This window comes from Thalassospira lucentensis, assembly GCF_050516545.1.
In the GTDB taxonomy this organism is placed as follows: domain Bacteria; phylum Pseudomonadota; class Alphaproteobacteria; order Rhodospirillales; family Thalassospiraceae; genus Thalassospira; species Thalassospira lucentensis_C.
This window is the reverse complement of record NZ_CP191544.1, coordinates 4,463,602-4,488,353: the sequence shown is the minus strand read 5'-3', so window position 1 is coordinate 4,488,353 and position 24,752 is coordinate 4,463,602. Positions and strand designations below refer to the sequence as shown.

The window sequence follows — 24,752 nt, the reverse complement described above, 5'->3', positions numbered from 1 at the left end:
ACGCGAGTTGTCTACAATAACACAACACGCCACTGGTTCACAGATTTTTTCAATAATCGCGGTTCAATGCAGCCATGCGTTTAACCCGCTGGTGAGCCCCAGCGGGTTAAAAATCATATAAATCTCGGGGGTTAGTCCGACAATTAATCGCCAGCACCCGGTGCTTCACTCAGCATTTCGGTCTTGCCGGTTTTACCATTCCACTCGTCCGCATCGGCTGGCGCATCGCCTTTACGGGTGATATTGGGCCAAGTTTCAGCGAACTTACGATTGATTTCCAACCAATTGTCCAGATTCGGCTCTGTATCGGGAATAATAGCCTCAGCAGGGCATTCCGGTTCGCACACACCGCAATCGATGCATTCATCAGGGTGAATGACCAGGAAGTTTTCACCTTCATAGAAGCAATCGACGGGGCAAACCTCGACGCAGTCCTGATACTTACACTTGATGCAGTTTTCCGTCACCACATAGGTCATGGTGTAACTCCACAGGTTGCTGGGCCAGATTGCGGCTGCACCCGCTTTCGGCCTTGTTCTCTCTCTGGGGATTGGGTTATCACGCACAGCCGTTGTGTGCAACTCCAATAAAACCCCACTTTTTTACGTAGTATATCTTTTTTGATGCGATGCAGCGTCACAGCATTGACATTGCAATCGATAACGCCTCAAAGCAGCGCAGACCATACAGATTTCTTTGTCTTTTTCCAGTTCTGAGACGTCTCGGATAATTGCTTTTAGCGAAACAAAGCCATAGTCTGCTTTAACCAAGTTGGGGATATTGGATTTTTGGGGTTCCGAGTGCCTGATAAAAGCCTTGATCAGCAACGGCTTAAGTGGCGTGACCGCCTGTCTGTAAAACAGGCAAGGATTGCGGTTGCGATCACCTTGTTGATTGGCCTTCTGTTTAGCGCCATTCAGATCGCTTGGGATTTACGCGAAGAACAAACCCAGATTGACCGCACGGTAAAACAGGTTTTGGCAACTTTGCGCGAATCCGCGACGCAGGCTGCTTATGGCCTTGATGAGACTTTGGCCGCCCGTGTGATTTCCGGTCTTTTTGAATATGAACCGGTCTATGAAGCCGTCTTACGGGACAATTTCAACAATATCCTTGCCCGAACGTCACAACAGCCCAGCAGCTCCAACCGTACTTTTCTGACCAAAATCATGTTTGGTGAGAATCAGGAATATGAAATTCCACTGCAAACTGGAAGTTCTAATGACTTGGTGGGGCATCTAAGTGTGAAAGTCGATACCGATCTGATCGCTGTTGGCTTTTTAAACCGCGCAACCCGCATTCTAACATCGGGTATTTTGCGCAACCTTTTGCTTGGATTTGTTCTGGTCGCGTTTTTCTATACGACCCTGACCAAACCCCTTCTCCGTATTTCTACACTTTTGCGTAAAGTCGACCCACAGAACCCCGATCCCAAAGCCATCGACATTCCAAACAAGCATGCCCAAGATGAACTGGGCATGATCCTTCATACCACCCGCGGGTTGATTGACCGTATTTCGACGACACTGGTCAAATTGCGTTCGACCGAACAACAGGTCCGGGACCGCGAAAGCCAACTGAATGCGATTGTTCAAAACGTCGCGGATGGCATTTTGACCATCACTCCAACTGGACGCGTCATTGAATATAATGCTGCGAGCAAACAGCTTTTAGGGTTGATGCGCGATGAAACGCCGCAAGGCCGGACTTTGCACGAGTTCATCATGCCGCGTGCAATCCCCCTTTTTGAGCACAGCCTTGAAGAACTTTTCGCCCACGCATCACAAAACGATGTCGTAGAAAAGCGCATCACCTTACCGCTAATCCGTGCGGATCAGACCGAAATTGATGTGTCGATTGCATTGCGCATGATCCCGGATGCCACGACCCCTTTAATGACCGCAGTGCTAAACGACATCACGGTTCAGAAACGCTACGAAGAACAATTGGTCTATATGGCCAATCATGATGCCCTAACTAACCTGCCCAATCGCAGCATGTTGGAATTAAGCCTTTCAAAAGCACTTCAGTCACATCAGGACAATGCAAGTAAACGCAGCGGTGCGACGGCAGTTCTGTTTATTGATCTTGATCGGTTTAAGGTGATTAACGACAGCCTGGGCCACGATGTTGGCGATCTATTGCTGAAAGCTGTCGGCGGACGTCTGCAAAAAGTAATCGGCCGTCAGGAAGTTGTTGGCCGTCTGGGCGGAGACGAATTTCTGATTATCATCCCGGACCTGAAAGAAACGCAGGATGCTGCAATTCTTTCACAGGCTGTTCTGGACGCACTGGCACCTGCCTTTGACATCAAGGGTCGGGTGCTGTTTGTCACCCCATCGATCGGGATCGCACTTTATCCGTCAGACGGGCAAGATTTCCCGGCATTGATGCGCAATGCTGACACAGCAATGTATAGTGCAAAATCAAGTGGTGGTGGCACTTATCACTACTTTACCAAGACCATGAACGAAAGTGCGATGGCGCGGCTTGTGATCGAAAACGATCTTCGCGAAGCCTTGGCTCACAATCAATTTGAATTGCATTACCAACCCAAGGTCGACCTTCGTACCAATCGGATTTGCGGTCTTGAGGCCCTCATTCGCTGGAAACAGCCTGGACGTGGGTACATATCCCCGATGCAATTCATTCCTGTCGCCGAAGAAACCGGCCTGATCGGTAAGATCGGCGAATGGGTGATCATGGAAGTCTGCCGTCAGATTGCTCTATGGGATGAACAGTCCATTTCCCCTCTGCCAATTGCCATCAACCTGTCACCGCGCCAGCTTATCGAAGGTCGGATCACGGAAACCATTTCAAGAATCCTGAGCGACACGGGAACGCCAGCGGCACGTATAGTGCTTGAAATCACCGAAACAGTGATGATGCAGGATATTAAAAAATCGGCTGCCATTCTCGATGAATTGCGCCATCTGGGTTTGCAGATTGCGGTTGACGACTTTGGTACCGGCTATTCGTCACTTGCCTATTTGAAGCGTTTGCCGATCAATTCCATCAAAATTGACCGTTCTTTTGTCCGTGACGTTACAATTGACAGCGACGATGCTGCAATCACCCGGACCATCATTGCAATGGGTCACAATCTTGGACTTAAAGTCGTCGCCGAAGGTGTCGAAACCACAGAACAGATGGATTTCCTGCGCGAAAGCGACTGTGATGAAGCCCAAGGCTTCCTGATTGCAACGCCCCTGCCGCCTGCCGAAATCGTTCATCATATCCTACGCCTTTCCGCGACGACCGATACTAGGCTATAATTATCGAAACAATTCTTTCGACGCAGCTCCGCGACACCCTAGAACAGATTATCTGAGAAGACATTATGTCCCCACAACGTTCCGTTCTGCTCGTCGATGACAGCAAGTTTGCCCGGCTCTTGGTACGCGCATTCATCTCCAGCAATTTTACCGATTGGCAAATTGATGAGGCTGAAGATGCCACCAAGGCATTGGAAATGGTCGAAGCCAAAACCTATGATTACCTGTTTTTGGACTTCAACATGCCCGGCATGAACGGCCTTGAACTGGGTGAAAAGCTGCGCGGGCATTTTCCCGATGTCGTAATCGCGCTCTTAACAGCCAACATTCAGACAGAAATTCAGAAAAAGGCCGAAAGCCTTGGTCTTGAATTTATAGCCAAACCCCCGACCGAAGAAAAAATTCGTGATTTCATTACCGCCCAGGAAGCCGGGAAATGATCGATCTGACCGAACTTGAGCACGACACAATTAGTGAACTGATCAATATCGGTGTCGGGCGGGCTGCGGCGTCGCTTTCTGAAATGGTCGAACAACCGGTCGAATTAACGGTACCACGCATTACCTTTGTCGAACATTTTTCCGACACCGACCTTGCTAAGGCGCCGACCGAGATCGTATCGGCCGTCAGCCAGAGTTTTGACGGGCCGTTCAAAGGCGAAGCCATGCTGGTCTTCCCCGAAGAACGCAGCCTTGAACTTGTCCGAAGCCTGCTTAAGGTTGATGTCCCGCTTAACACACTGACCGACCTTGAACAGGAAGCCCTGATGGAGGTCGGCAATATCATTTTGAATGCCTGCCTTGGCAGCATCTCCAACGTGCTGGGCGAACCGATCAACTGTTCCATGCCGTCTTTCCGTAAACGCGAAAGCCGATCACTTCTTGATGTCGATGACAGTGCCGCCTCTGATGCCAAGAAACCGCTTCTTATGATCCTGCATGTCCAATTCATGCTGCGTCATAATGATATTGATGGCTATGTCCTGTTTGTCATGGATCTTGATTCCATTCAGTTGCTGCGTGAACTGGTGCGTCGTTTTCTGGCCAATTCGTTTGGCTAATTGGTGAGGTGAATGAACAAATCGTCGCCGACAAACTCCAAGAAAACCAAACCATCATTCGATCTTGATCGTGATGGGAATGCTGCCGAACTGTTTGCAGCGTTACTTGATACTGCCGATACCGGACTGGTTGCACTGGCCCCGGACAGGACAATTTGTCATTGGAACCAATGGATTCAAAGCCGTTCCGGGCTTCCTTCCGATCAGGTATTGGGCAAACCACTTCATGAAGTATTTCCCGAAACCCGCCTTGGCCGCCTTAATCTTGCAATTGAAGATTGCCTGAAATTTGGCATGCCAGCGGTGATATCACCGTCCCTGAATCAAGGGGCTCTTCCCTTACGACCACTCCCACAATTTGCGACAAGCTTTGATCGGATGGAGCAGTCCATTCGCATCAATCCGATCAAAACCAAAAGCAACGAAACTCTTTGTTCCTTGATCATTCGCGATGTGACACTTGCGGTTCAACGTGACCGCTTACTCCGTCAACAGGCCTCCGAACTTGCAGATCTTGTCACCCAATCGAAACGCAGCGAAGATCGAAAAAGGGCGATTTTACAAAACACGATTGATGCCATTCTGGTTGCATCAGACGATGGCCATATCGAACCGCTTAATTCCCGCGCACAGGAGCTTTGCGGTCCTGATGGTGACCCTGAACTGCGCAATATCATCCGGTTTTTATTGCCAGACAGCGCCCACTGCCCGATATCTCCGCCCCTGCCCTCTCGCCTGTTAACCGACCTTGGCACCGGCGTGATCGAAGTTTTGGCCTGTACGTTAAGTGGTCGCAACGTGCCGCTCGAAGTCGCGATCAGTCATTTTTCTGCAGATCAGCGTTATCATTACATCATTACGTTGCGTGATATTTCCCAGCGCAAACGTCACGAGATGGAAATTCAACGCACCATGGCCGAGCTGGAACGCTCCAACAGCGAACTTGAACAGTTTGCCTATGCAGCGTCCCATGACTTGCAAGAACCACTGCGCATGGTTTCAAGCTATACCCAGCTTATTGCACGGCGCTATCAAGGCAAGCTTGACGACACAGCCGATGAATTCATTCATTATGCCGTCGATGGCACACAGCGCATGCAGCGCATGATTGATGATTTGCTGACCTTGTCGCGGGTCGGGCGCCACGGCAAACCGTTTCATCTTGTCTCGCTTGATGATCTGTTTGATGCGATTGTAACAAACTTCAAACGTGCCGGATCAGCGCCCGCGGGCAATATTATCCGCGAAGCATCCCTGCCATCCGTCATGGGCGATGCTAGTCAATTGCTGCTTTTATTCCAGAACCTGGTTTCAAACGGTTTGAAATATAGCGACCCGCAAACAGGACGGGTTCACATATCCGCAACGGAAGCACCCGGCAGCCATAAGATTTTTGTCAGTGATAATGGCATTGGCATTGATCCCCAGTATCACGAGACAATCTTTGAAATTTTCAAACGTCTGCATGGCTATGGCGATTATGCCGGAACAGGCATTGGTCTTGCGATCTGTAAAAAGATCACGGACCGCCACGGCGGGACATTAAATGTCACCAGCGTTCCCGACGAAGGCAGCACTTTCTGCGTTGAACTTCCCAAGGAATTGCCGATTGTGGTGGCGTCTGAAAGCATGTAGCTTTCAGTTTACGTAAGCGTAAAGATGATTGTGCCACCATGAATGACAGCTACTCTATAACCGACCTTGCCCGCGAGTTCGAAGTCACCACCCGAACCATCCGGTTTTACGAAGATCAGGAATTAATTTCCCCTGACCGACAAGGCCAAACCCGCATCTATAGTCAGCGCGACCGGGTGCGTTTGCGCCTGATCATGCGCGGCAAACGTCTGGGCTTTTCATTAAAGGAAATTCACGATCTGCTTGATCTTTATGATGGCGATCGAAGCGAAGTCACCCAGCTGACCACCCTTGTTGATAAGATCAATGAACGCCGCGATACCTTACGCAAACAGCGCGAAGACATTGACGCGACACTTGATGAACTCGATAAGCTGGAAGAAACCTGTCAAAGCGAACTGGGTCGCAAAAAGACCGGGTGACGCACCCAATCCCGAACCGGTTACTGCTTGGAACTTACAGAAGCCGTGACTTTGGGCACGCGGGCAACAGATGGGCGCGACAGGATAAAACAGCTTACCGGGATCGCCACCAGCAGCTGGATCATGACGACCCAACGGTTTTCGACAAAAACCAGTGATGCTGCAATCACAACCAAAAACGCCACCATTGCCAAAATTTTGGCGCGGCGGTTGATCACACCATGGTCATTCCATTGGCGGATGGACGCGCCAAACTGCGGGTGATTGCAAATCCAGTCATGCAGTCTTGGCGATCCTTTGGCAAACAACCAGGCTGCCAGTAACATAAAAGGCGTGGTTGGCAGAAGCGGCAAGAAAATACCGATTACGCCAAGCCCGACTGAAAGCCATCCAAGGACAAGATAAATATGCGAAAAGCGCACCGTTGATTTCCTGTTTACAGCTCGTCCCGCCCCTGACAGGTTAGACGCCTGTAATGTAGGCGCAGACATTTCGAAATTCAATCAATAGCCGACCATTATGCTCAGCTATCTTACCCTGCCCATAACATCCTGAAATTCTTCGCGGTTGCCCATGCTTGAGATCGAAAACGGCCTATATCTGGATGAACGCCATCTGAACTTTCAGTTCGTCCGCGCATCCGGTCCGGGTGGTCAGAACGTAAACAAGGTGTCCAGTGCCGTCCAGATGCGTGTCCGGATTGACGATCTGACGGAGCTGCCTTTACGCGTACGCAACCGGCTTCGGGAACTGTCGGGAAGCCGATTGACCAATGACGGCGAGATCATTTTTGACGCCCAGCGCCACCGCACTCAGGAACGCAATAAACAGGACGCTATCGAACGTCTTATGGCCCTGTTACGTAAGGCGGCAGAGCGTAAGAAATACCGGGTCAAAACCCGCCCCAGCCTGTCGGCCAAACGCAAACGCGTAGATTCCAAGAAAAAGCGCGGCGACACAAAAAAGATGCGTCAAAAACCGATCTAATGGCCGGTCATTTATGCCCCGCCATCAACCCGCTAAAGGCCTAGCCAAGCGGGCATTTTTGCACCCAGTCTTCCATCAAGGCGGCAATTTCAACGGTATCAAGTTGACTGTCTGAAAAACTCTGCCACGTGGAAAATTGTACCGAATGGCGCACCACAGCCTGACATAGCGCATTGTTGCGCCGCGCCGTTGGCAAGGACCGCGTCATATCGTCTTGCATCGCCGTCAAATGCGCATCCGCCAAATCCAGAAACTTATCCAACTCATCAAATTTACCGCGATCCGCCAACAACCCCCGCCAGAGCACGCTTGTTTCACTGTAATAACCATACAGCATGCTGAGTATCGCGATGGGCCAGTTTTCCATGCTGACTTCATCGCGCCAATCATTCGGCCCCGGCATCGGGTTGGCCTCAAACCATTCGGCCAAAGCACCAGCTATAAGATCAGCTTCTTTGGGAAAATGACGATAGACCGTCAACCGCTGTACGGATGCATTTGTTGCAACGGCACTGATCGTGGTCCCTGCCGGTCCAACTGAACCATATAATCCAATGGCCGCATCAATGATCTTTTGATGCGTTTCCTGTTCCTTGGTCGCACGTTTGGTTTTGGTGTATGTTCGCGTTGTCATGATCCCCCATCACTCCGGCTTTTATTCACCCCAAAGTCAGCATGACGATTAGATTAGCACGTCCATCATATTGAACGAACATAATCGATCTATGAATATGTAACGCACCAAGAAGCACCCAAACACAAACGCCGAACCGCAAAGACCGATCAACCCACAAGGCACCCTTATGACCATTGACTGGAACCATATCGCCACAGCAGAACTTCCGACCAATTGCGGTTGGAAGGGAACCTATCGCGTGCGCTATTCAGAGATCGGTGACAATGGGAAGGTCATGCTGCCCGCCCTTGCCGATTATATGCAGGATGCGGCGGGTTGGGGTGCACGCATCCTGAAACTGGCCTATGACGACACAGTTGATCAAGGGATTGCGTGGGTGTTGGCGCGGATGGTCATTCACATTCGGGACTATCCGGGCAATGGTGAAGACATTCTGGTTGAAACTTGGCCATCGGGCGTATCACGCCGGGTCGCCACCCGTGATTTCCGCCTGATCAACAGCAAGGGGGACGTCATTGGTGTAGCGCAAAGCTATTGGGTGATGTTTGATCTGCGTGAACGCCGTGCAGCCCAATGGCCTGACTGGATTTCAAAACGCCTGCCCAACCCACCGGGCCCAAAATTGATCGAGCCACCATTGCGTCCTGCTTTTACCAACGATCCCTTGCCTGCCTGCGACACGATCAAGGCGCGGCCATCCGATCTTGATCTATATGGGCATGTCAATAATGTCCGGCTGATGCAGTGGGTTCTTGGCGTTGCCGGCCCCAACAACCGTCCCGATTTCCATCCCGACAGTCTCGATATCCAGTTCCGCACCGAATGCCGGGTTCATCAACGGGTTGAAATCCGCCATATCAACGGCTATGCAGCGATAAGGCGCGAAGAAGACGGGACTGATTTGGTGCGCGCCCATATCGAACCACGCAACCCGGTTGCACTTGCTTAAGCGAACTAGGCCTGACGCCCATCCATCATCGCGGCAAACAATTCTGCGATTGGCTTAAAGCTTTTACGGTGATGCGGGGTTGGCCCAACGTCGCCAAGACCGGCCATGTGCTTTTTAACCCCATAGCCCACATTACCTTCCCAATCAAAGAAGGGATAGCGTACGGCCAACCGTGTCATGGCACGGTCCCGGACAACCTTGGCAACGATGGAAGCAGCCGCAATTGAAAGCGATTTGCTATCGCCCTTCACCACCGTTTGTACAGCACAGGGCAAACCCGGATCACGATTGCCATCGACCAAGGCCTGATCAGGAACTTGTGCCAATCGATCAACCGCCCGGCGCATGGCAACATAGGTCGCCTGTAAAATGTTGATCTGATCAATTTCACGCACAGATGCCGCACCAATTCCAACCTCGGCACAGCCCATGATCACGTCAAAAAGGCGGTCGCGTTTTTTCGCTGACAGCTTTTTGGAATCATTTAGCTCTGCGAGCAATATCGACGGCAATCGGTCATCGCGCGGCAAAATGACGGCGGCAGCAACCACGGGCCCGGCAAGCGGTCCACGGCCAACCTCGTCGATTCCGGCAATGCGTCCGCGATACTGATCTTCGATGGTGAAATCTGGCATGGATTTAGCTCTTTCTCCCTCTTCCCATCGTCATAGCAAGCGCGCCTGTACCAGACAATGGCGCAATCAATATCACTTTGCGCCGTTCCCCCAAATCCGCTGATAGTCATCGCCGTTCATTTGGTAAAAGGCGTAACCATCGCGGCTTACGCCGCACACCATCCCAAGACGTTCGGCAAGTTTCTTTGACGGTTCATTGCGCGGATCAATCGCAGCAATAATGCAAGGAAGCTCCATTTGGGCAAAGGCATGATCAAGCAGAGAACGGGCGGCTTCAAATGCGAAACCTTTCCCCCAGTGATCAGGATGCAATCGCCAGCCGATTTCAATATCCGGGCCAACGCCGTCTTCCGGGATCAAAAGGATCCAGCCGATGAAATGATCCGGCCTCTGTTTGGCAAAGATCGACCAATAACCTAATCCGACACCGTAATCCTGATTGATCCGCCTTTTGACAAAGGCTTCATGTGCGTTTGGGTCTTGCCACGGGCCTATGATGAAATCAACCACGCCCGGTGCTTTGTCCATAGCCAGACAGGCGTCCAAATCATCCATCGTGCGTGGACGTAAGATCAGGCGTTCTGTTTTAAAATTCATGACCAAACCCGACATAAACTGGCTGATTTCTATCCTAACAAAAACGGCACCGGAAAACCGGTGCCGTTTTGATATCGGAAACCCATCCAAAGGATCAGGATTCCTTTTCCTTATATTCTTCGCTGGGGTCATAGCCCTCAGGCCCGATTGGATCAAAAGTTGCCCAACCTTCATTCTGCTTGCTGGGTGGCAGTTCCGTATTCGGATCGACATTCAGCAGCATATAGGCCTTGGCAATCAGGTTTGCCGTGATCGGCGCTGTCAGGAAGATAAACAGCGTGATCAGCAATTCATGAATGGTGAAATGCCCGCGTTCGATCCAGAAATACAGCATCGATGCAATCAGAATACCGCCAAGCCCGACGGTACTTGCCTTGGTCGGTGCGTGCAGGCGTGGCAAAAGATCTTTGAGTTTGATCATCCCGAATGACCCGATCAGCAAGAATGCTCCGCCAATCACGATCAGAAGCGAAATGATGAGTTCAACAATAAACGGCATCTTATCGCTCCCCTATTCGATGATGTCGCCGCGCAAGATGAACTTGCAATAGGCAACAGTGGAAACAAAACCAAACATGGCAAACAAAAGTGCACCTTCGAAATACATCGCCGTACTCTGCCCGATACCGTAAAGCACCAAAAGTGCGATTGCGTTAATCGCCATGGTATCGACCGCCAAAACACGATCTGCCGTGGTTGGCCCACTGGTGAGACGCCACAGGTTCATAAGCAATGCCAGCCCGACACAGACGAAGCCGAAATTCAGTGCATATTCGATCATTCGAAAATCTCCTTCAGACGGCGTTCGTAGCGATCCTTGATGTCATCGATCACGCCCTGTGGATCTGGCGCGTGCAGGCAATGAACCAGCAGGCTTTTGGCATCGGCACTCAGATCAATCGTCACGGTGCCCGGTGTCATCGTGATTGTACCGGCAAGGGTCGTGATCGCCTCGGGCGAGGTCAGATCAAGCGGCACAACAACACATTTTGACTCCAGACTTTCGGTTTTCCGAAACAGGATCAAACCCGCAACAATCACATTGGCGACCAGAATATCCCAAAGCACCACAAGCCCGTATTCACAGATCGCATAAGCATTGCGAACCTTTGGACGGGCTGGCCAGAAACTGGCCGTAATCAACGGAATGATAACAGCCAAGATAAGACCAAAGACAACCGCACCGGCCGAGATTTCATTGACCAGAAACACCCAGACAATCAACAACGCCAGGGTTAGAAGCGGATGGGGTAGATAACGTTTCATCATCATGATCCTTGTCCTCTCCCCTTACTGGCCAATCTGTGCCAAGGCGTTATCGCCCAGCACGGCTTCGATGTAGCCTGATGTGTCAAATATCTGTGCCGCGACACCGTTAAGGTAATCCGTTACCGGACCACCAAATGCGGTTAACACAACCAGTGCGCCCAACATGCCACATGCGGCAATGATTGGCAGAACCGGCCATTTGGCGCCATCAACCGTGATCTCGCCCTCAACGGATGCGCTTTTCCAGAACAGAACACTGCCCGCCCGGCCAAAGCCGATAATACACATCAAGGACGTCACCAGAATAATCGCCCAAATCCAGACCATCGCATCGCTGTCACGTGCGGCATCAAGGATCAGCAATTTGCCGATAAAGCCACTGAGTGGCGGCATCCCGGCCATACCGATTGCACCGACAAAGAACAGAACGGCAAGGAATCCCGATTGATGGAAGGTTGGTGCGGTATTCAGACTGTCGCCATATTGCCCACGACGTGACACCACCAGATCCGCAATCAGGAACAATGCCGCTGCCGAGAAGGTCGAATGCAACAGGTAATAAAGACCGGCGGTAATGCTTTCGGGTGTGAAAAGCGCAATGGACGTTAACAAAGTCCCCATCGAGCCAACCACTGCAAAGGCAATCAACGTATTAAGACGTTTCGCCGCCAACACCCCGATCATTCCAAGCGCAAGCGTAATCAACGCAGCAGGAAGGAGGTATGGCTGTGCCAGCCACGCCATGTCGCCCGCCATATCACCAAAGGCCAGTGAATAAAGCCGCAGGACGGAATAGGCCCCGACCTTGGTCATAATGGCAAACAATGCCGCAACTGGTGCCGGTGCATTTGCATAAGTCCCCGGAAGCCAGAAATGGATCGGCACAAGGGCTGCTTTTACACAGAACACCAACAGCAGAATCAAGGCACCCGCGCGCAGCAATGCCGCATCGCCCGAGGCGACATTGGCAACCTGAATGGCAAGATCGGCCATGTTCAGCGTGCCGGTCACGGAATAAATCATGCCGACACCGATCAGGAACAATGCAGAACCCGTCAGGTTAATGACGACATATTGCATCCCGGCCTTAAGACGATCAGCACCCGCGCCATGCAGCATTAATCCATAAGATGCGATCAACAGGACTTCGAAGAAGACAAACAGGTTGAAAATGTCACCGGTCAGGAACGCACCATTCACCCCCATCAGCTGGAACTGGAACAGGGCGTGGAAATGCTTGCCGCGCTGATCCCATTCGCTTGATGCAAACAGAACAACACCAAGACCCAGCAACGAGGTCAGAAACACCATCATTGCCGACAAACGGTCAAGAACCAGAACAATACCAAACGGTGCTGGCCAATCGGACAATGCGTACATTTCCGGGCCATTGCCATTGGCAAAGATCACAAGTGACAAGGTCACCGCAACAAGGGCCACCGTCGCCGTGATTGAAAATACGCGCTGCAAGATAATGTCGTGACGCACTGCCAGAACGATCAGGGCGGCCATCACGGCGGGCAGCACTATGGGAACAACAATCCAGTCACCCATCAGTTTTTATCTCCTGCTTCGGATGGCTCGCCAACCGGGCGACCGTCTACATGGTCATTGCCTATTTCAAGGAATGTCCGGAGCGACAACACGACAATCAAAGCCGTCATACCAAATGAAATCACAATCGCCGTCAGGACAAGTGCCTGTGGCAACGGATCGGTATATTCGGTAACGCCCTCGCGCAGGATCGGCGGCATATTGATGGTCAGACGGCCCATGGCGAACAAGAACACGTTCACCGCATAGGACAGCAAGGCCAACCCGATCACCACCGGGAAAGTCCGCCCACGCAGCAGCAAATAAGTACCGCATGTGGTCAGAAGCCCAATACTGCTTGCTACAAGAAATTCCATATCAGGCCTCCTTCTCTGGCGTGGCAACCGCGACAGATGGATCGTGATCCATCGGATCAACGTTGACGTCGACATGTGCTGCCATGCGTTCAACTTGCGAAAGTTTGGCAAGGGCTAACATCACCGCCCCGACCACAGTCAGGAACACGCCAAGGTCAAAGCCCATGGCCGATGCCAATTCAAACTCACCAACGATTGGCAGATGAACATGGACAAAGCCACTGGTCAGGAACGGAAGCCCTGCAACCCATGCAGAAACCCCGGTAATCGCCGCAGCAATCACACCCAGACCAATCATGCCGTGGTAATTCACCGTCATGCGGTTCTGGGTCCAGCCAAAGCCAGATGCCATATATTGCATGACCAGTGCGACCGACACGACCAAACCGGCGATAAAGCCGCCACCCGGTTCGTTATGCCCGCGCAGGAAGATGTAAACACCAACCATCAATGACAGCGGCAACATCACCCGTGTTGCAACCACCATCATCATCGGATGACGGTCCGCAGACCGGCGATTATCAACCACCCAATTGGCAAGACGTTTGGCCGCAGCCCCCTGCGTGACTGTTTCAATCAATGCAAAGATCGAAAGCGCTGCAATGCCAAGAACAATGATCTCGCCGAAGGTGTCAAAGCCACGGAAGTCAACGAGGATGACGTTAACAACGTTGGTCCCGCCACCTTCGGTTTTCGAGTTGGCGAGATGATAAGCCGAAATCGAATTTGGCAGATCACGTGTCATGATCGCCCAGATCGCCCCACCAACACCAAGTCCGGCCGCAATGGAAACGATCCCGTCACGCAACTTGCGTCCCGGCATGCTCTCTTTTGGCGTTTCTTTTGGCAGGATGTTCAAGGCCAGCAACATCAGAATGACGGTAACCACCTCGACCGAGATTTGCGTCAATGCAAGATCCGGTGCCGAGAGATAGATAAAGCCAAGCGAGACAATCAAACCAACCACACCGACCAGAAGAAGGGTCAGCAGACGGTTATGATGCATGAAGACCGACGCAAGACAGGTCACCACCAGCAACAACCATGCAATGGCAGCCGTCGGTGACACATCAAGAAGTTCACGCGTGCCTGCGGTATGATCCGGCTCGGCATAAAAGCCCGACAGCCCGATGGCCAAGGCCGCAACGATCATGATGCACAGATAACGCTGCAATGATCCATTATGCAGGTTGTTTGAAACAAACCGGCTGAGTGTGACCAGCTTGGCAATCCCGCAATCAAACATTGCCTTGGCATCTGGCCGCGACAGGTTTGCCGTGGCTGACATAAGCCCACCATGGCGCATCAAAAGAAGCGCGCCAGCAATCAGGGCAATGACACTCATGCCAAGGGCGGGTGTCAGGCCATGCCAAAGTGCCAGATGATATTCCGGCAATGCGCCACCAATGACCGCACCCGACGTCGCAGCAACCAGCGGACCGGCGATAACGGACGGGAACAGACCAATCAGAACGACCAGAACCGTCAGGAATGCAGGCGGTCCCCACATGCCAAATGGCGGATCATGCGGATGATGCGGCAAATCGGCATCGCGCGGTTTGCCGAACCAGACATGGAAGATAAAGCGCAGGGAATAGGCAACCGAGAAGACCGCACCAATGGTCGCCAGAAGCGGTACAATCCAGTTCTGATCCATCCAGACGGTGTGCCATGCTTCTTCCAGCATCATTTCCTTGGACAGGAAACCATTCAGCGGAATGATACCGGCCATAGACGCCGCCGAGATAACCCCGATGGTCCCGGCAATCGGCATCAGGTTCAGCAACCCGCCAAAACGGCGAATATCGCGTGTTCCAGTTTCATGGTCGATGATGCCTGCGGTCATGAACAATGCGGCCTTAAAGGTCGCATGGTTGATGATGTGAAAGACCCCGGCAACAGCCGCCATTGGCGTACCAAAACCAAACAACATGGTCACAAGACCAAGATGACTGACAGTGGAATAGGCCAGAAGACCTTTAAGGTCGTGCTTGAATATCGCAATCCATGCGCCCAGAACCATGGTCACAAGACCGGCCGTCGCAACGATATAGAACCATTCCGGCGTGCCCGACAAAACCGGCCACATCCGCGCCATCAAAAAGATACCGGCTTTGACCATGGTTGCGGAATGCAAATAGGCCGAAACCGGGGTCGGTGCGGCCATTGCGTGCGGTAGCCAGAAATGGAACGGGAATTGTGCCGATTTGGTAAAGCAGCCCAACAAGATCAAGATCAATGCTGGCAGATACATCGGGGATGCCTGAATAAGATCCGCATTCTGCAAGATCACAGACAAATCATAAGATCCGACGATATCACCCAGGATCAACATCCCGGCAATCATTGCAAGTCCACCAGCCCCGGTCACGGCCAGCGCCATACGCGCGCCCTGACGGCCTTCTGGCAGATGCTTCCAATACCCGATCAACAGGAACGATGACAGCGATGTCAGTTCCCAGAAAACCAGAAGCAGCAGGATGTTATCAGACAGAACGATCCCGACCATGGCCCCCTGAAACAGAAGCAGGAACACATAGAAGCGCCCCATCGGATCGTCCTTGGAAAGATAGAACCGCGCATAGATGATAATCAGCAAACCAATGCCAAGGATCAGCATTGCGAACAGCAACCCAAGCCCGTCCAGGAAGAAGGTTACATTCAAACCCAATTCCGGCAGCCAGCTGTAACTGACCTGAAATACCTCGCCCGCAAGGACCGCAGGGGCCTTTGCCATCAGCAAGATCAGCGCAAACAGCGTGACTGAACCCGTCGCCGTGGCGCATGCATTACGCCCGGCCCGGATCATTATGGCGGGCAATACCGCCCCAATGAAGGGAAGCAAAACAATGAGGGTGAGACTCATGAAGGACCCTTATTTTTGGATAGTCGCCGCATCGCCCCCGCGCGAGACAGCAAGAAAATTCCGGCAGAAGGTAGTATTTGTACAGAAAATGGTCAAGAAAACCCAAACGGCGCTGCTTTTCGCCTTGCTGTTGTCAAGTGAAGACGATCACCTGCATTTTCAACCCTAATATGGCGGTCGCCGATGTAGAAAACCCTAATATATCGTGACACTAACGTTTGCCACCTGAAAGCTGTATCGATTCTGGCATCAGGCGCAAACGCACCATTGCGATGGTCCCGAACAATGGTCCAACCGCCAACATGGCGAATGCGCCCCACCAACCGGCGTAATCCGCAATCACGGGTACAAGATGGATGGATACCAACGCAATCAAAAAGCCAATCGCATTTTGCAGGGTAAGCGCTGTCCCGACCTGATGGGGATCGGCCAACTCGATCACACAGGATGAAAACTGTGCGGAATCGGCAACAACCGAAATGCCCCAGACAACACAAATCACAATCAGAAACATAATTGGCGCATCGCCAAAAGCACCGGCGATCAGGGCACAGGTCCCACTGACCACCATGGCAGCAATCGTGACCGTGGTTCGGCCAATCCGGTCTGCATAGTAGCCTCCCGCAAGCGATCCAAACGCACCAACCCCGACAATGGCAAAGGTCGACAAAGCCGACCAGATACCCGGATTTTCAATCAAACGCCCCGAAAAGCTTCCATACAGGAACAACCCGATCCAGCCCCACATGGCATAAAGCTCCCACATATGCCCGAAATAGCCATAACAGGCATGGCGCAGGGGTTTGTTCGCCCAGATTTTACCAACCATGCTTGGATCGAAACGCGGCGATTTTCCAAGCACCCCACCCAATTGCACAAACAGAATGGCAAAACCGGCGACATAGGCCGACACACTGGCCGCAACAATCACCCAGCGCCAATCAAGCGGCACAGCAACCGAAAACAGATGCGGCAAGGCCGATCCCATGGTCAAAGCACCGACCAAAAGCCCGACTAAGAACCCGGTATCCCCGCGGGACCATGTGGCGACCATTTTCATGCCTATGGGATAAATTCCAGCCATACAAACGCCGGTAATCACACGCAGAACAATCACCAAGGCACCATCGACAGGAACCGTCAGGATCAGGATATTGGCGGTTGCGGCAATGATGGCTGATACCGCCCAAAACCGGCGTGGCTCAATCCTGTCTGCTAAGCCCAAAAACGCGCTGACCACTGTTCCCAGAACAAATCCAAGCAGGACCGAACTGGTAAACAACGATGATTGCAAGGCACCAATATCAAATTCAGAACGGAGTTGCGGCAACACCGCAGTTGCCGAAAACCACAGGGCAAGCGCCATCAACTGGCAAACCGTAATCATGGAAACGGCAAAGGTTTTACCTGTACGTGGCATTTTCCCCCACGGTGTTTTTTGAAGTTTGGCACATCATACACAGATGTTGACGAAAGCCTATCTTGGAACTCTTCGACCTTTCAGCCGTTTAGTGGTTATCCCGACATCTGAAGTTGCAGGAAGGTACAGGATGGACTTCCTTGACCAATATTCGAACGGCGTCATCACAGCTCTTGGGTTTTTCTGGAATGCGCTTTGGGCATTTGTCCTTGGATACGCGATCAGTGCGGCCATTCAGGTGTTCGTGCCCAAGTCTCGTCTGACAGCACATATGGGCCAAGGTGGCTTTCGCAGCATCTCACTTGCCGGGCTGTTTGGCGCGATATCAAGCTCGTGCTCTTTTGCAGCCCTTTCAGCGGCGCGATCCCTGTTTCAAAAAGGCGCACATTTCATTGCCACCGTTGCGTTCATGTTTGCTTCAACCAACCTAGTGATTGAACTGGGTGTTCTAATCTTCCTGTTTCTTGGCTGGCAATTTCTGGCCGCTGAAATCATCGGCGGCATCCTCATGATTGGCATATCCGCCATCCTGATCCGGCTAACCTATCCCAAGAACATGATCAAGTCGGCCAAACGACATGCTGATGATGAAACCGGCAGTGAAGAGGACGATTTTGACTGGAAGCAGCGCATAAAATCCAAAGCAGGCTGGCAGCAGGTCGGGAACCGTTTTGTCATGGAATGGCAAATGGTCTGGCGTGAAATTCTCATTGGCTTCACGATTGCCGGATTTATCGCAGTCTTTGTTCCTGCAGAATTCTGGCAGACATTATTCCTTGCCGGGGACGGCACAGGTAGTGCATCCGATCTGCCCTTCCTGATCGTTTTGGAAAATGCCCTTATCGCGCCATTTGTGGCTGCCGCAACTTTACTTTTATCGGATCGATGGGCAACATCCCGCTGGCAACAGTTTTAAGTGCCGGGGGTGTTAGTTTTGCCGGGATCATGGGTTTTATCTATTCCGACCTGATGGTCCCACCGCTGGTTAAAGTAAATGCGTGATATTATGGCTGGAAAACCGCTCTTTATATAGCTGGCATCATGTATGCCAGCATCGTTGCAACAGCTCTGATCCTGCATTACGCCTTTGTGGCACTTGGCGCAATGCCCGAAAGCAGCCGTAACATTGCCGAGGTCAGCGCATTTGCTATCAACTACACACTATTTCTCAACATCGCGGCCTTTGTGATGACGGGCGGGTTGCTTTGGCTTCGCCGTGAAGGGCGGAAGTCCACGCGCCAAGATCACGACGACGAGCATGACCATCATCACGGCGACGGCTCTGCTCTATCGGCCAAGAACATCATCGTCGCCAGCGCCGGAATGCTGCTGGCTGGTGGACTTGCCCTTCAAGTTGCTAGTTTGTTGTAAAAAAAGTGCCGCCGGTCGAAACCAAGCGGCACGAGTTTCCCGAGCGGGAATAAAACGTTAGACTAGCTGGCCTAATCAAGAATGGTCGCGACGATCATCTATAACCTTGCCGTCATTTGGCAGGGTGCCAGCGGGGTTAAACGCCACCACGCCCCGCAGCTTGCTAACACTGGCCATGGTTTCAGCAATCGCATTGATATCAGCAGAGGCTTGATTGCCTTCGCACAGCAAAGTCATCACGTCATTATCGCTTTCACGTGTGACAACAAGGCGGGCCTTGGCAATTGCCGGATGGCGTTTGATAATTTCGGCAACCTGTTGCGGATGAACAAACATGCCTTTGACCTTGGTGGTCTGATCCGCACGCCCCATCCAACCTTTGATCCGATCATTGGTTCGGCCGCAGGGACTTGGTCCTTGGGCAATCGCAGACAAATCGCCGGTCGCAAACCGGATCAGCGGATAATCCATGTTCAGCGTGGTCACGACGACTTCGCCAACTTCACCATCAGCAACCGGTTCCCCGGTACCGGGGCGAACGATTTCAAGAATGATATCTTCGGCAACGATCATGCCGCCCTTGGCATCGCTTTCATAGGCAATCAGACCAAGATCCGCACTGGCATAGCATTGCAGCATTTCAATATCGCGCTCGGCAAACCAATCGCGCAAGGCTGGCGGCAATGCTTCGCCAGATATCAAGGCGCGTTTGATCGACGAGATATCCGAGCCAAGTTCTTCGGCCTTTTCGATCAGGATCTTCAGGAATGATGGTGTTCCGCTGTAACCGGCTGGTTTCAGGTCGCTGATGGCTTTGACCTGTGCTTCGCTTTGTCCAACACCTGCGGGAATAACAACGCAGCCACAGGCACGTGCGCCACTGTCAAAGATAAAGCCACCCGGCGTCAGGTGATAGGACAGGCAGTTATGAACAATATCGCCAGGGCGGAAACCAGCGGCAAAGAACGCGCGGCCCATGCGCCACCAATCATCGCCCTTACCCTGTGGGTCGTAAATCGGGCCGGGACTTTGGAACAGACGGGCCATTGCCGGAACCGGCGTCGCGTTCAGGCCAGCCAATGGTGGTTCGTTGGCCTGCGCATCAATCAGATCGGATTTGCGCGTGACCGGCAATTTTGCCAATGCGTCACGTGAGTTGACGGTTTGCGGGTCAATGTCGGCAAGAACACGCCCGTAACCGGCTGATTTGGATTTTGCATGATGCAGAATGCGCGGCAATGCTGCCATCAAACCTGCTTCGCGGTCTGCGGGTTTACGCGTTTCACGGCCGTCATAATACGTCTTAAGCATCTTGCCCGTCTTTCATCCAAACTCGCCAAACACACTAAGGTCTCTACGTTCAAGCACAGACCTTAACATGGTTGTTACAGCCAACGTTTGCGGCGTTTATATGATTTAATGTTCTTAAAGCTTTTGCGATCTTCCGACCCACCGCCAAGATAGAACTCCTTGACGTCTTCATTGTTCAGAAGCTCGTCCGCCGTGCCATCAAGAACAACCTTACCGCTTTCCATGATGTAGCCATAGTCCGCAACCTTAAGCGCAAAGTTGGCGTTCTGTTCAACGATCAACATGGTGATGCCCTGTTCGCGATTGATCTTTTCGATAATCCCGAACACTTCCTTGACCAAAAGCGGCGACAATCCCATTGACGGTTCATCAAGCAAGATCATTTTCGGACGCGCCATCAAAGAACGGCCAATCGCCAGCATCTGCTGTTCCCCACCCGAAAGATACCCGGCAAGACCGGTCCGTTCTTTCAAACGCGGGAAATATTCAAATACCATCTCGATATCGTCTTTGACGCCCTTGTCCTTGCGGGTATAGGCCCCAAGACGCAGGTTTTCGATACAAGTCATATCTTCGATGATGCGGCGGCCTTCCATCACCTGAAACAGGCCGGACCGGACGATATCTTCTGGATTGCCGTTGGCAATCTGCTTGCCCATGAAACTGATATCGCCACGGGTCACTTCGCCGTCTTCGGTTTTCAGCAACCCGGAAATGGCTTTGAGTGTTGTTGATTTACCAGCACCGTTCGGACCAAGAAGGGTCACGATTTTGCCTTGTGGGACCTCCAACGATACCCCGCGCAGGACAAGGATCACCTCGTCATAAACGACTTCGATGTTATTGACCGACAGCATCGGTTCAGCAGTCTCTATTTTGCCGGCGGGTTCTGACATGGTGTCCCCTTCGATTTATCGCTTGGTGATCTCCCGCTGCCGGAGACAAGGCATCTTGCACTTTATGCCTTGCCTCCGAACAGTCAGGGAGACATTCGTCTGTCTTGACTTAGGTCTTAATAACCAAGCCAGTCGTCACGACGCGGCAGGGTAACAGTCGTTACTTTTTCGACCGTTGCTTCGCCGCCTTTTGCCGTACCTTTATAGATATTGACGGTGTTGATGCCGCGATGATCTTCGGCAGTCCAGGTTGCTTCCATACAAACACCTTCAAGACCTTTTGGTACCCACATCTCGCGGGCATACATGCCAGCCTTGATGTTTTCACCCGTGATCCCGCCATTTGCCTTTGCCCATTCCATGGCTTCTTTCATGTAATAGGCCGAGCAAATGCCACGGATATAGTGATGGGTGCGGAATTCTTCGCCCGAGCTGTCAGACATTTTCGAGATTTCGCGCACCAGATCCATGCCCGGGACGCCTTCGTCAGTCCAGAAGCTGGTCATCGCCGGGAAGATGTAGTTATCAACATCGCCGATGGTTTTGAGCGTCTCATAGTCGCCTGCCCAGATGTTCGCCAACCATTTCGGGGTTGCGCCAACCGTGTCACAGGATTTCACCAGCGACACAACCGACGGACCAAGATTGCCAAGGTAACCATAATTGGTCCCGGCTTCTTTCATGGTCAGGCACTGTGCTTTGAAATCGCCCGGCTTCATCGAAACAACAACAGGTGCTGTTACTTCAAAACCAAGTTCGGTTGCGTATTCAGCACACGCTTCTTTCGGGGCATTCGGATATGGATGGTTATCCCCGATATGCGAGAAGATCGGCTTGCCTGTACCGCCCGACTGTTTCCAGTCTTCTGCAGCCCATTGTGCCATTGCACGACACGCATCAGAATAGGAAGCACCATAGAAGAAGTTATAAGGTGCCGGTTTGGCGGTTTTTGGATTTTTGGCCGTCGGATCGGTCAGGTGACCGGAATAGGATGCGGAATAGACCGGCACTTTGTCTTTGGCGACAAAGCTGATCAAAGCTTCGGTATCACCCGTGCCCCAACCTTGCATCGCAACCATGTCGTTGCGCGAACGCCACTTCTTGTAGTTGGCAATCGCCTGCGGAACTTTATAGGCATAATCAACCGATTCTGAATCCAGAACCGTGCCATCAATCCCGCCATGCGTGTTGATGTAGGACAGTGCATCGCGCACACCATCGGCATAGAACTTGCCGATGAAGCCGGTTGCACCCGTGATATCCATCAAGTGACCGACAAATACCATATCGTCATCAGCTTTGGCTGCCGAGAACGACAAGCCGGTCGCAACCATCGCGGTTGCAGCAATCAGTCTTTTCATAACGACGTCTCCCTTGAACGTTTTCATCAAAGATAGCCTCCCGGTCTCCCCGTTTTTTGGTCCCGGCCCTTTGATTTTTAAAGCGGGCCGGGTTCGGGGATCTGTATCAGTACGAGAAGGGATAAAGCTTCCAGTACGCCCTGATCTGTTGCCAACGATGGGCCAGCCCATCGGGTTCAAAGATCAGGAACAGGATGATGGCCAGACCAATTGCCATCTCCTTGATATAAGCCAGCCCGTCGGTTACAGCCGTCGAACTTGCCCATTCAAAAACGCTTAATGCGCTAACACCGCTTTCCATGACTTCCGGGAGCAACACCATAAACACTGTGCCCATCAACGTTCCTTTGACCGAACCAAGACCACCGATAATGATCATGCCGAGGAACTGGATAGACAGAAGGATGGTGAACCCCTCGGCCGAGACAAAACCAAGATAGTGACCATAGATCGCCCCGCCGATACCGGCATAGAAGGACGATATGGCAAAGCTCATCAGACGATATTTCGTCAGATTGATGCCCATGATTTCAGCCGACAGGTAATGATCACGTACCGCTACAAACGCACGACCATCACGGGTCCGCATCAGGTTGGTGCCCAAAAGATACATCACCACCAGAAAGAACAAGCAGACATAGAAGAAGCTGATATCGTCGTAGACCTCATAGCCAAACACGTTGATCGGATTGGCTGCCGCGCCTGATGATCCACCGGTAAACCAGTTCGCCCGGGCAAAGAAGTCTTCAAGAATGAACTGGGCGGCCAATGTGGCAATCGCCAGATACAACCCCTTGATCCGGGCCGCAGGCAGACCGAACAGCATGCCAACCGCAGCGGTCAGCAAGCCTGCAAGCGGGATCGACAACAAGACCGGGATACCGGTTGTATTGTTAATCCAAGCAGACGCAAACGCACCAAACCCAAAGAAGGCCGCATGCCCGAGTGAAATCTGGCCGGTGAAGCCAACCAGAATGTTCAAACCCAGGGCCGCAATCGCAAAATAGGAAATCTGGATGAACAGATTGACGTAATAGCCATCCAGAACAAACGGGATCAGCGCGACAGCAAAAATGCCAAGGATCGCCGCATTGCGAATATAGGTCGTATCGAAAATGCGGGTATCCTGCCGATAAGTCGTTCGAAAATCACCGCAGGGACGTATCGAAAATCCAGCCATAGTATATTTCCTCGTCCCTTAGATACGTTCGATGTCTTTGGTGCCAAACAGGCCATATGGCTTGATGCACAGAATAATGATCAGCACATAGAACGGTGCGATCGAGAACAGGTTGCCCCAATGCAGATACTGGCCATCGACAAACTCGGCTGTGTTTTCAAGCAGCCCAATGATCACGCCGCCAACGATGGCACCGACAATCGAATCAAGCCCACCCAAAATCACGGCCGGGAAAACTTTGATCCCGATGACTGAAAGGGCGGAAGACACCCCGTTGACCATGCCGATCACGATCCCCGCAATTGCCGACACCAAGGCCGAAATGGCCCAAGACATGGCAAATACGGTTTTGACCGAAATACCCAGACTTTGTGCGACCTGTTGATCAAAGGCAGTTGCGCGCATCGCAAGGCCAAGCTTGGAGTATTTAAAGAACCAGTAGAACCCGGCCATGATGAACAATGAGATGACAAAGCTCATGATATAGGCCGTCTCGATCTGCATCCCTAAAATGTTGACCGATCGGGTTTCAAACACCTGCGGATAGCTTGCCGTAGTTGCCCCGAAAATCCATTTGGTCGCTGCCTGGAAAAAGATCGAAAGCCCGATGGTCACCATGATCACGGAAATGATCGGCTCCCCAATCATCGGGCGCAGCACCACCATTTGCAGAACAACGCCAAACACCATCATAAAGATCAGTGTGAACAGGAAGCCCATCCAGAAGGGCATATGCATTTCGACAAGAAACGCATAGCAAACCCACGCCCCGATCAGAAGGAACTCGCCCTGGGCAAAGTTAACGATCTGGGTCGATTTATAAATCAGAACGAAACACATGGCGACGACGCCATAGAGTGTCCCGACAATCAACCCGTTCAGCAGAAGCTGGAACAGAAGTTCGAAATTCATGTTGCCATCCCTGTAATGGCGGTCCGCGGCCTTAGGCCGGGACCACAGTTTTCCTGCGA

Annotated in this window: 27 protein-coding genes; 10 read left to right on the top strand and 17 right to left on the bottom strand. The window is 52.0% G+C overall.

What is annotated here, in order from left to right:
* Nucleotides 1-143: 143 nt before the first annotated feature.
* Nucleotides 144-479: a ferredoxin FdxA gene (fdxA, locus tag ACQ0MK_RS20500; RefSeq protein ID WP_350044293.1), complete on the bottom strand. Its 336-nt coding sequence runs from the start codon at nucleotides 477-479 to the stop codon at nucleotides 144-146.
* Nucleotides 480-800: 321 nt separating this feature from the next.
* Between fdxA and ACQ0MK_RS20495 the strand changes: the two genes are divergently transcribed.
* The 5 genes from ACQ0MK_RS20495 (at nucleotide 801) to ACQ0MK_RS20475 (ending at nucleotide 6,392) form a co-directional block, all read left to right on the top strand.
* Nucleotides 801-3,275 (top strand): EAL domain-containing protein, encoded by a 2,475-nt coding sequence (locus ACQ0MK_RS20495; protein WP_430474196.1) that lies wholly within the window; start codon nucleotides 801-803, stop codon nucleotides 3,273-3,275.
* 65 nt (nucleotides 3,276-3,340) lie between these two features.
* Nucleotides 3,341-3,715, top strand: coding sequence for a response regulator transcription factor (locus ACQ0MK_RS20490; protein WP_430474195.1), 375 nt, complete (start codon nucleotides 3,341-3,343; stop codon nucleotides 3,713-3,715).
* Complete coding sequence (locus tag ACQ0MK_RS20485) at nucleotides 3,712-4,335, top strand: chemotaxis protein CheC (RefSeq protein ID WP_430474194.1); 624 nt, start codon at nucleotides 3,712-3,714, stop codon at nucleotides 4,333-4,335. The genes ACQ0MK_RS20490 and ACQ0MK_RS20485 overlap by 4 nt, the downstream gene beginning before the upstream one ends.
* 12 nt (nucleotides 4,336-4,347) lie before the next feature.
* Nucleotides 4,348-5,970 (top strand): ATP-binding protein, encoded by a 1,623-nt coding sequence (locus ACQ0MK_RS20480; protein WP_430474193.1) that lies wholly within the window; start codon nucleotides 4,348-4,350, stop codon nucleotides 5,968-5,970.
* A 38-nt stretch (nucleotides 5,971-6,008) separates the two neighbouring features.
* The gene (locus tag ACQ0MK_RS20475) at nucleotides 6,009-6,392 is read left to right on the top strand and encodes a MerR family transcriptional regulator (protein ID WP_430474192.1); all 384 of its coding nucleotides are present in this window, start codon (nucleotides 6,009-6,011) and stop codon (nucleotides 6,390-6,392) included.
* A gap of 20 nt (nucleotides 6,393-6,412) precedes the next feature.
* On the opposite strand, the gene ACQ0MK_RS20470 is transcribed toward ACQ0MK_RS20475, so the two are convergent.
* Complete coding sequence (locus tag ACQ0MK_RS20470) at nucleotides 6,413-6,814, bottom strand: YbaN family protein (RefSeq protein ID WP_430474191.1); 402 nt, start codon at nucleotides 6,812-6,814, stop codon at nucleotides 6,413-6,415.
* A gap of 151 nt (nucleotides 6,815-6,965) precedes the next feature.
* Here ACQ0MK_RS20470 and arfB point away from each other — a divergent pair, with 151 nt between their 5' ends.
* Nucleotides 6,966-7,379 (top strand): alternative ribosome rescue aminoacyl-tRNA hydrolase ArfB, encoded by a 414-nt coding sequence (arfB, locus tag ACQ0MK_RS20465; protein WP_430474190.1) that lies wholly within the window; start codon nucleotides 6,966-6,968, stop codon nucleotides 7,377-7,379.
* 40 nt (nucleotides 7,380-7,419) lie between these two features.
* On the opposite strand, the gene ACQ0MK_RS20460 is transcribed toward arfB, so the two are convergent.
* A complete protein-coding gene (locus ACQ0MK_RS20460) occupies nucleotides 7,420-8,013 on the bottom strand; it encodes a TetR/AcrR family transcriptional regulator (RefSeq protein ID WP_430474189.1) in 594 nt (197 codons plus the stop codon).
* A gap of 169 nt (nucleotides 8,014-8,182) precedes the next feature.
* Here ACQ0MK_RS20460 and ACQ0MK_RS20455 point away from each other — a divergent pair, with 169 nt between their 5' ends.
* Entirely contained in the window at nucleotides 8,183-8,965 is a 783-nt protein-coding gene (locus ACQ0MK_RS20455; protein WP_430474188.1) for an acyl-[acyl-carrier-protein] thioesterase, read from the top strand.
* A 5-nt stretch (nucleotides 8,966-8,970) separates the two neighbouring features.
* Here ACQ0MK_RS20455 and ACQ0MK_RS20450 read toward each other — a convergent pair whose 3' ends face one another.
* The 8 genes from ACQ0MK_RS20450 to ACQ0MK_RS20415 all read right to left on the bottom strand — a co-directional run bounded on the left by ACQ0MK_RS20450 (nucleotide 8,971) and on the right by ACQ0MK_RS20415 (nucleotide 16,242).
* The gene (locus ACQ0MK_RS20450; RefSeq protein WP_430474187.1) at nucleotides 8,971-9,600 is read right to left on the bottom strand and encodes a ribonuclease HII; all 630 of its coding nucleotides are present in this window, start codon (nucleotides 9,598-9,600) and stop codon (nucleotides 8,971-8,973) included.
* A gap of 72 nt (nucleotides 9,601-9,672) precedes the next feature.
* Nucleotides 9,673-10,197, bottom strand: coding sequence for a GNAT family N-acetyltransferase (locus ACQ0MK_RS20445; RefSeq protein WP_430474186.1), 525 nt, complete (start codon nucleotides 10,195-10,197; stop codon nucleotides 9,673-9,675).
* A 94-nt stretch (nucleotides 10,198-10,291) separates the two neighbouring features.
* Nucleotides 10,292-10,696, bottom strand: coding sequence for a Na+/H+ antiporter subunit G (locus ACQ0MK_RS20440; protein WP_350041654.1), 405 nt, complete (start codon nucleotides 10,694-10,696; stop codon nucleotides 10,292-10,294).
* A gap of 12 nt (nucleotides 10,697-10,708) precedes the next feature.
* On the bottom strand, nucleotides 10,709-10,978 hold the full coding sequence (locus tag ACQ0MK_RS20435) for a K+/H+ antiporter subunit F (RefSeq protein ID WP_350041653.1): 270 nt from the start codon (nucleotides 10,976-10,978) through the stop codon (nucleotides 10,709-10,711).
* Nucleotides 10,975-11,469: a Na+/H+ antiporter subunit E gene (locus tag ACQ0MK_RS20430; protein WP_430474185.1), complete on the bottom strand. Its 495-nt coding sequence runs from the start codon at nucleotides 11,467-11,469 to the stop codon at nucleotides 10,975-10,977. The genes ACQ0MK_RS20435 and ACQ0MK_RS20430 overlap by 4 nt, the downstream gene beginning before the upstream one ends.
* Nucleotides 11,470-11,487: 18 nt before the next feature.
* On the bottom strand, nucleotides 11,488-13,020 hold the full coding sequence (locus ACQ0MK_RS20425) for a monovalent cation/H+ antiporter subunit D (RefSeq protein WP_430474184.1): 1,533 nt from the start codon (nucleotides 13,018-13,020) through the stop codon (nucleotides 11,488-11,490).
* Nucleotides 13,020-13,376 (bottom strand): Na+/H+ antiporter subunit C, encoded by a 357-nt coding sequence (locus ACQ0MK_RS20420; RefSeq protein WP_430474183.1) that lies wholly within the window; start codon nucleotides 13,374-13,376, stop codon nucleotides 13,020-13,022. Before ACQ0MK_RS20420 ends, ACQ0MK_RS20425 begins: the two co-directional genes overlap by 1 nt.
* Nucleotide 13,377: 1 nt before the next feature.
* Complete coding sequence (locus ACQ0MK_RS20415; protein WP_430474182.1) at nucleotides 13,378-16,242, bottom strand: monovalent cation/H+ antiporter subunit A; 2,865 nt, start codon at nucleotides 16,240-16,242, stop codon at nucleotides 13,378-13,380.
* Here ACQ0MK_RS20415 and ACQ0MK_RS20410 point away from each other — a divergent pair.
* Complete coding sequence (locus ACQ0MK_RS20410; protein WP_430474181.1) at nucleotides 16,241-16,411, top strand: hypothetical protein; 171 nt, start codon at nucleotides 16,241-16,243, stop codon at nucleotides 16,409-16,411. The genes ACQ0MK_RS20415 and ACQ0MK_RS20410 overlap by 2 nt on opposite strands.
* 42 nt (nucleotides 16,412-16,453) lie before the next feature.
* Here ACQ0MK_RS20410 and ACQ0MK_RS20405 read toward each other — a convergent pair whose 3' ends face one another.
* A complete protein-coding gene (locus ACQ0MK_RS20405) occupies nucleotides 16,454-17,662 on the bottom strand; it encodes an MFS transporter (protein WP_430474180.1) in 1,209 nt (402 codons plus the stop codon).
* A gap of 130 nt (nucleotides 17,663-17,792) precedes the next feature.
* Between ACQ0MK_RS20405 and ACQ0MK_RS20400 the strand changes: the two genes are divergently transcribed.
* The gene (locus tag ACQ0MK_RS20400; protein ID WP_430474179.1) at nucleotides 17,793-18,578 is read left to right on the top strand and encodes a permease; all 786 of its coding nucleotides are present in this window, start codon (nucleotides 17,793-17,795) and stop codon (nucleotides 18,576-18,578) included.
* Between the two features lie 125 nt (nucleotides 18,579-18,703).
* On the top strand, nucleotides 18,704-19,033 hold the full coding sequence (locus ACQ0MK_RS20395; RefSeq protein WP_430474178.1) for a hypothetical protein: 330 nt from the start codon (nucleotides 18,704-18,706) through the stop codon (nucleotides 19,031-19,033).
* 75 nt (nucleotides 19,034-19,108) lie between these two features.
* On the opposite strand, the gene ACQ0MK_RS20390 is transcribed toward ACQ0MK_RS20395, so the two are convergent.
* The 5 genes from ACQ0MK_RS20390 to ACQ0MK_RS20370 form a co-directional block, all read right to left on the bottom strand.
* Entirely contained in the window at nucleotides 19,109-20,344 is a 1,236-nt protein-coding gene (locus ACQ0MK_RS20390) for a phenylacetate--CoA ligase family protein (protein ID WP_430474177.1), read from the bottom strand.
* A 74-nt stretch (nucleotides 20,345-20,418) separates the two neighbouring features.
* Complete coding sequence (locus tag ACQ0MK_RS20385) at nucleotides 20,419-21,201, bottom strand: ABC transporter ATP-binding protein (protein WP_350041663.1); 783 nt, start codon at nucleotides 21,199-21,201, stop codon at nucleotides 20,419-20,421.
* Between the two features lie 155 nt (nucleotides 21,202-21,356).
* Nucleotides 21,357-22,601: an ABC transporter substrate-binding protein gene (locus ACQ0MK_RS20380; protein WP_430474176.1), complete on the bottom strand. Its 1,245-nt coding sequence runs from the start codon at nucleotides 22,599-22,601 to the stop codon at nucleotides 21,357-21,359.
* Nucleotides 22,602-22,707: 106 nt separating this feature from the next.
* A complete protein-coding gene (locus ACQ0MK_RS20375; RefSeq protein ID WP_430474175.1) occupies nucleotides 22,708-23,781 on the bottom strand; it encodes a branched-chain amino acid ABC transporter permease in 1,074 nt (357 codons plus the stop codon).
* 18 nt (nucleotides 23,782-23,799) lie between these two features.
* The gene (locus ACQ0MK_RS20370) at nucleotides 23,800-24,693 is read right to left on the bottom strand and encodes a branched-chain amino acid ABC transporter permease (protein ID WP_430474174.1); all 894 of its coding nucleotides are present in this window, start codon (nucleotides 24,691-24,693) and stop codon (nucleotides 23,800-23,802) included.
* Nucleotides 24,694-24,752: the final 59 nt, after the last annotated feature.

What these genes read in the sequence shown, in the direction of transcription:
- ACQ0MK_RS20395 (WP_430474178.1), top strand. Translation starts at nt 18,704, where the DNA reads ATGTATGCCAGCATCGTTGCAACAGCTCTGATCCTGCATTACGCCTTT.
- ACQ0MK_RS20380 (WP_430474176.1), bottom strand. Translation starts at nt 22,601, where the DNA reads ATGAAAAGACTGATTGCTGCAACCGCGATGGTTGCGACCGGCTTGTCG.
- ACQ0MK_RS20450 (WP_430474187.1), bottom strand. Translation starts at nt 9,600, where the DNA reads ATGCCAGATTTCACCATCGAAGATCAGTATCGCGGACGCATTGCCGGA.
- ACQ0MK_RS20420 (WP_430474183.1), bottom strand. Translation starts at nt 13,376, where the DNA reads ATGGAATTTCTTGTAGCAAGCAGTATTGGGCTTCTGACCACATGCGGT.
- ACQ0MK_RS20430 (WP_430474185.1), bottom strand. Translation starts at nt 11,469, where the DNA reads ATGATGATGAAACGTTATCTACCCCATCCGCTTCTAACCCTGGCGTTG.
- ACQ0MK_RS20455 (WP_430474188.1), top strand. Translation starts at nt 8,183, where the DNA reads ATGACCATTGACTGGAACCATATCGCCACAGCAGAACTTCCGACCAAT.
- ACQ0MK_RS20490 (WP_430474195.1), top strand. Translation starts at nt 3,341, where the DNA reads ATGTCCCCACAACGTTCCGTTCTGCTCGTCGATGACAGCAAGTTTGCC.
- arfB (WP_430474190.1), top strand. Translation starts at nt 6,966, where the DNA reads ATGCTTGAGATCGAAAACGGCCTATATCTGGATGAACGCCATCTGAAC.
- ACQ0MK_RS20390 (WP_430474177.1), bottom strand. Translation starts at nt 20,344, where the DNA reads ATGCTTAAGACGTATTATGACGGCCGTGAAACGCGTAAACCCGCAGAC.
- ACQ0MK_RS20435 (WP_350041653.1), bottom strand. Translation starts at nt 10,978, where the DNA reads ATGATCGAATATGCACTGAATTTCGGCTTCGTCTGTGTCGGGCTGGCA.
- ACQ0MK_RS20375 (WP_430474175.1), bottom strand. Translation starts at nt 23,781, where the DNA reads ATGGCTGGATTTTCGATACGTCCCTGCGGTGATTTTCGAACGACTTAT.
- ACQ0MK_RS20480 (WP_430474193.1), top strand. Translation starts at nt 4,348, where the DNA reads ATGAACAAATCGTCGCCGACAAACTCCAAGAAAACCAAACCATCATTC.
- ACQ0MK_RS20440 (WP_350041654.1), bottom strand. Translation starts at nt 10,696, where the DNA reads ATGCCGTTTATTGTTGAACTCATCATTTCGCTTCTGATCGTGATTGGC.
- ACQ0MK_RS20460 (WP_430474189.1), bottom strand. Translation starts at nt 8,013, where the DNA reads ATGACAACGCGAACATACACCAAAACCAAACGTGCGACCAAGGAACAG.
- ACQ0MK_RS20400 (WP_430474179.1), top strand. Translation starts at nt 17,793, where the DNA reads ATGGACTTCCTTGACCAATATTCGAACGGCGTCATCACAGCTCTTGGG.
- ACQ0MK_RS20385 (WP_350041663.1), bottom strand. Translation starts at nt 21,201, where the DNA reads ATGCTGTCGGTCAATAACATCGAAGTCGTTTATGACGAGGTGATCCTT.
- ACQ0MK_RS20405 (WP_430474180.1), bottom strand. Translation starts at nt 17,662, where the DNA reads ATGCCACGTACAGGTAAAACCTTTGCCGTTTCCATGATTACGGTTTGC.
- ACQ0MK_RS20485 (WP_430474194.1), top strand. Translation starts at nt 3,712, where the DNA reads ATGATCGATCTGACCGAACTTGAGCACGACACAATTAGTGAACTGATC.
- ACQ0MK_RS20410 (WP_430474181.1), top strand. Translation starts at nt 16,241, where the DNA reads ATGAAGGACCCTTATTTTTGGATAGTCGCCGCATCGCCCCCGCGCGAG.
- ACQ0MK_RS20425 (WP_430474184.1), bottom strand. Translation starts at nt 13,020, where the DNA reads ATGGGTGACTGGATTGTTGTTCCCATAGTGCTGCCCGCCGTGATGGCC.
- ACQ0MK_RS20370 (WP_430474174.1), bottom strand. Translation starts at nt 24,693, where the DNA reads ATGAATTTCGAACTTCTGTTCCAGCTTCTGCTGAACGGGTTGATTGTC.
- ACQ0MK_RS20415 (WP_430474182.1), bottom strand. Translation starts at nt 16,242, where the DNA reads ATGAGTCTCACCCTCATTGTTTTGCTTCCCTTCATTGGGGCGGTATTG.
- ACQ0MK_RS20445 (WP_430474186.1), bottom strand. Translation starts at nt 10,197, where the DNA reads ATGAATTTTAAAACAGAACGCCTGATCTTACGTCCACGCACGATGGAT.
- fdxA (WP_350044293.1), bottom strand. Translation starts at nt 479, where the DNA reads ATGACCTATGTGGTGACGGAAAACTGCATCAAGTGTAAGTATCAGGAC.
- ACQ0MK_RS20475 (WP_430474192.1), top strand. Translation starts at nt 6,009, where the DNA reads ATGAATGACAGCTACTCTATAACCGACCTTGCCCGCGAGTTCGAAGTC.